The organism is Hydrocoleum sp. CS-953 (assembly GCF_002260545.1).
Classification (GTDB): domain Bacteria; phylum Cyanobacteriota; class Cyanobacteriia; order Cyanobacteriales; family Microcoleaceae; genus Trichodesmium.
The window spans coordinates 1-5,136 of the sequence record NZ_LGSU01000867.1; the positions used below are offsets into that span (position 1 = coordinate 1).

A 5,136-nucleotide genomic window follows, 5' to 3' on the forward strand; every position below is an offset into this window, starting at 1 on the left:
GTAAATTTATTTAACTGTTTCCCACTACTACGTTTTGCCCAAACAAATATTAAACCCAACAAAACTAAACCTGGAAATTGCAACCAAGTTCGTAAAATTTCTTCTATAGGTTTAATAAAATGTAGCACTGCATAAACAATACTACTCACCCATGAAACTACTTTTACTTGATAATTTCTCTCCAATTCATCTAATAGCCAACCCCGAAATAATAACTCTTCAGCAAAACCAATACCTACAGAAACTAATAAACCTTCCAAAATAAATAGCAGTAACTTTTCCGAGGGAGACTGCCATACTAACAACCCCAAAAATATCTTTAATATAAACAGACTAAATAGAGTAAATAAACCTATTCCTAAACCTTGAAAAAATAGTTGAAAATTACGCCTATTTATTACTAAACCGTAACGACGTAATAGGTGTGGTTGCTGATAAACCTTCTTTCCCCAAAACCTGACTAAAAAAATAAACTCAATGTAGAGAATAGCGATCGCCAATATACTTTCTAGATTAACATTTTCCACCAAAAAATATATCGGTATTGCCAGTGGTANTCCTAAACCTTGAAAAAATAGTTGAAAATTACGCCTATTTATTACTAAACCGTAACGACGTAATAGGTGTGGTTGCTGATAAACCTTCTTTCCCCAAAACCTGACTAAAAAAATAAACTCAATGTAGAGAATAGCGATCGCCAATATACTTTCTAGATTAACATTTTCCACCAAAAAATATATCGGTATTGCCAGTGGTATCCACACCAAAAGTAATGTTAAAATAAAAATTCCGATTCTTGCAGGAGCAGAAAACTTTGCTATTTTGCCGAATGTTAAATTAGGCATCAGAACTTGCCGTTAGTAAGTAAAACTATTAGATATCTCCAATAATACCTTACCATTAAGGGCGGGGTTTAAATAAAATTAATGACGGAAAAATTACCGACAAATCAAGGTATAAAGCCTCTCCTTTTAAGGAGAAAAAATTCTTTTAGTCAATCCTCTTCTTTATAGGAAGAGGTAATTATTAATTATTAATTATTAATTGTTGAATAGGATATTTCCTCATATTCAATTCCGTTCAGGTTTTTCTTGAGGTAATTATCAATTATCAATTATCAATTATTCATTAATTTCCTATTCCCTTACAAAAATAAGAAACCGAGTTCCTCAGTAGAGAAACCCGGTTTCTATTCTCAGAAATTAAATCACTCATCAGGTTCTATGGTACTGGTTAGTCCATGATTTTTCAAATTTTCGCAGTAGAACTCAGCAGGTTCTAAAGCACAGACAATTACCAATCCAATACCATTAGAGTGAGTTTCCATCATAATACTAACAGCTTGAGGTTGAGTTAAACTTGGAACAGTCTTCATCAATACCTGCACTACATACTCCATACTGTTAAAATCATCGTTATGGAGTAAAACACGATAACGTGGTGCAGTTTTGCGGACTGTGGAAGTGGTAGGTTTTTCTATAGTCTCTACAGACACTATTCTATCCTNTCTTCATCAATACCTGCACTACATACTCCATACTGTTAAAATCATCGTTATGGAGTAAAACACGATAACGTGGTGCAGTTTTGCGGACTGTGGAAGTGGTAGGTTTTTCTATAGTCTCTACAGACACTATTCTATCCTGCTTACTTAATCAAACTAATACATATTATTATATATATAACATAAAACTTAATATTTTATAGGTGAAATAAAAAATCCGATTTTTTTGTCATCTGACTTTTTTATTGTAACGTTTGACTCCTAATTTTGTTAAACCTACTCAAGACTAATAGACATCTCCAGAAGAGGTAATTAGGGTTTGCGCTCAAAAGTCTTTTTTAACGAGTAGGGGAGCGGAGGAGTAGGTAGGGACGTTGCACGCAACTTCCCTACAGGAGTAATTTTTTGGCTCAACTATGCGCCTAAAATCCTAACTTTTTGATTTTTCGGGAACCGTGCATAAAAAGCTGAAACAGGCGTACTTTTTCCCGACCTAAAAAGGTTAAAGTCTTTATCTGTAAATGCTTTGAGATTTAATGAGCAAAGCAATAATTATTAATTGTTAATTATTAATTATTAAAGCCCTACTCCATCTTTTTCGGAGATATATAATAATTTCCCTGCTAAAATTTATAATTGTAGAAATATGTTAGGAAAAATATCAATCCAGCTTTGCCCATGGTTAATGGCCCAAAAGCCACTCAAATAATTTAAAAGAAAATTATATATGAAACGTAGAACTCAAACCACCAGTCAACCATCCAGATTCAATTATGCTACTCTAGCAATTTTAGGAGGAGTATTTGTTTTGGGTATTGGTATTGGTATTGCCTTTAGCTCCACTGCTAACTTTACCCCACAAAACGTGGCCTCTCGTGAATTTATAGATCGCAGCGTACCTAACCCCGAACTTTGTGTACAGTTTGGAGCTAGTGCAATGGTAATGAATATGCGCGTTTTCTTGACTTTAAACCCTTTTAATGTATACATATCTCAGCCAGGTATAGAACCAGGATGTGTTATCCGTAGAAATAACTGGACGATTCTAGAGCAAAGAAAATTAGTAAACAATGAGCAAGTGCGTGATTGTAAAAACCGGATGAACACCTTCGGATATACAGGAAATATTAACGATGAACCAGAAATTGATTGCGTTTATCAAAACGACAGCGCTCAAAACCTATTCTTGAAAAATCAACTAGGACCGGGGTTTGCTCCACCTGAAAATAACAATTTCTAGTTGATAGAGAATAGGGAATAGGGAATAGGGAACAGGCAAAAAATATTTATTCCCTTTGACTACTTTCGTCCCTATTAATTAGAACTACCCCTAGTACCTATTCCCATTACTTGAAAAAAACACCCACATCTGAATGAGCAACCCCGTTTTTTCAACCCCTAAAAACCGCTAATCTCATAAAATCTGGAGCGGGGTAAATCTTCAACCACACGCACTTCCACAATATGCTCTTCATCTAAAGTAACCGAACGAGGAGAAGCAAGAAGAACAGTACCAGCTCCAACTGCTGCTCCCGCTAAGAAACCAAAACCCGAACCAGTTAGGAGTAATAATGCTAAACCACCACCAGCACTACTACCTGCCAAAACCTTTTCATTAAAATCAGGGTGTCCTCGAAACAATTTTGATTCAGCAGCAAAAGGGATAAAACGACCATCCAAATATATTGCTCTGGCGATAAATTGACTACCATGACTATCAGTGTCAAAACCACCAACTACAGGTGTCTTAGCTGGTACTATAATTCTACCAGATTCATCAGCGATCGCCTCTTCCAGAAGTAAAACTTCCTGTGTCTCAATACCCCGTGGTAGTCTAAATTCTCCAGTAGGGAAAATTAAACCTATTATTTCTCCTTCTTTAACTAAGATAGAAGCATCATCTTCAGATTGTTTTTTTCCCGAAGTTCCAGGTAAAGGTTCTCCAAAAGAAATCACATCTACTGATTCGGTAGTGCTATAGTTGTTGGGTTCTTCTACAGGTTCAGGTTCTGGGGGCGGTGGAACAAAAGTATCTTCAGTTTCTTTAGCTTCAAGTTGTGGCACTTCCCCAATTTCAGATGGTTCAGTAGCTGGTTGTCTATCGCCCAAAGCATCTATTAATGGAGAACTAACACTATCTGGTTTGTCAGTGGGAATAACCAGGAAGGGAATAGAAGGATCTGCCGAAGGTGGAGGGTTTGGTAGAGGAGATTCATCTTTTGGATCTGTTTCTAGAAAACCTACCCTATCTTGTTTTGGTTGAGTAGGAGGTTGATTATCTTCTTCAATAATAGATTCTGAATTTTCTACTTTTGTAGNTCTATTAATGGAGAACTAACACTATCTGGTTTGTCAGTGGGAATAACCAGGAAGGGAATAGAAGGATCTGCCGAAGGTGGAGGGTTTGGTAGAGGAGATTCATCTTTTGGATCTGTTTCTAGAAAACCTACCCTATCTTGTTTTGGTTGAGTAGGAGGTTGATTATCTTCTTCAATAATAGATTCTGAATTTTCTACTTTTGTAGCTTCTGCTTCAACATAATTTTCATCTAAAATCATTTGCTCTTCTGCTGCTTCTGAGATTTCTCCCTCACCCAGAAGTAGACGCAACTGCCAACTATTTTCTTGTGGTTCAACCTGTTCTAATTTTACTTGTTTAGTAGATACAGCTAACTCTGGAGCAAAATCTATAACAACTTTTGCTTGTTGTGGTTGCTCTTGAGAGAGACTAACTCGACGCACCAACCCTGCTGGATATAATTCAGTCACATTTACACTAACTTCAGTATCTGGAATGTAGACAACTAGACGAGCAGGTTTGCTTTCAACAGAATAACTAGGAATTGTACCTTCTGGGAGGGTAAACTGAAGTTGATTATTATCTGGGTTAAAAAACCAATTTGTTAAGAAAGCGGCAAAAACTGGCCGAGGCAAACAGGAATTAATTGCCAGTGTTCCCACTAAACCAATAAGTTTTATAANTTTGCTTTCAACAGAATAACTAGGAATTGTACCTTCTGGGAGGGTAAACTGAAGTTGATTATTATCTGGGTTAAAAAACCAATTTGTTAAGAAAGCGGCAAAAACTGGCCGAGGCAAACAGGAATTAATTGCCAGTGTTCCCACTAAACCAATAAGTTTTATAAGTTTTAATGGGGATTTTAATTTTGACAGATTTTTTTGATATTGACTTGCCATAAGCTAACTCCTCACAATACCACAACTCTTTAATTATTAAGCTACAATTTATAATCTATAAAGTTTGTAAAATTGGACTAAAATACAACATTCTCTAAAATAGATTAGACAAGCTTCAGATTAACATAAGAATGGTAAAGGAGGCAAAGTTATGGAAACATCGACAATTTATTTACCACCCAGATTAGAATTAAAAATTAATCTTACCCAGGAACAATTTTGGCAACTTTGTCAAGAAAATAACGATTTAAGATTTGAAAGAACTGCCACAGGAGAATTAATTATTATGCCACCTACAGGGGGAAACACAAGTGAACGTAATGCAGATTTGACTTATCAACTAAAAGCTTGGAGTCGTCAGAATAATTTGGGTAAAGTATTTGATTCTAATGGTTGTTTTCAATTACCAAATGGGTCTGACCGTTCTCCTGATGC

General features: G+C 35.8%; 4 protein-coding genes and 2 pseudogenes. 2 read left to right on the plus strand and 4 right to left on the minus strand.

The features are described from left to right. From AFK68_RS11330 to AFK68_RS11340, 3 genes and pseudogenes are all read right to left on the minus strand, one after another. The coding region (locus tag AFK68_RS11330; RefSeq protein WP_246844124.1) for a CPBP family intramembrane glutamic endopeptidase at positions 1-527 on the minus strand (527 nt) is incomplete at its 3' end. 680 nt (positions 528-1,207) lie between these two features. Beyond that, a complete protein-coding gene (clpS, locus tag AFK68_RS11335) occupies positions 1,208-1,495 on the minus strand; it encodes an ATP-dependent Clp protease adapter ClpS (RefSeq protein ID WP_094672834.1) in 288 nt (95 codons plus the stop codon). 12 nt (positions 1,496-1,507) lie between these two features. Beyond that, positions 1,508-1,634: pseudogene (locus AFK68_RS11340) on the minus strand (ATP-dependent Clp protease adaptor ClpS); the annotation flags it as partial. 597 nt (positions 1,635-2,231) lie between these two features. Here AFK68_RS11340 and AFK68_RS11345 point away from each other — a divergent pair. Beyond that, positions 2,232-2,744, plus strand: a complete 513-nt coding sequence (locus tag AFK68_RS11345; RefSeq protein WP_094672836.1) for a DUF3172 domain-containing protein — start codon at positions 2,232-2,234, stop codon at positions 2,742-2,744. A 1,079-nt stretch (positions 2,745-3,823) separates the two neighbouring features. Here the strand turns inward: AFK68_RS11345 and AFK68_RS44825 are convergent. After that, positions 3,824-4,464 (minus strand): annotated as a pseudogene (locus AFK68_RS44825) (AMIN domain-containing protein); the annotation flags it as partial. A gap of 388 nt (positions 4,465-4,852) precedes the next feature. Between AFK68_RS44825 and AFK68_RS11360 the strand changes: the two are divergent. Then, on the plus strand, positions 4,853-5,136 hold a 284-nt coding region (locus AFK68_RS11360; protein WP_143437785.1), incomplete at its 3' end, for a Uma2 family endonuclease.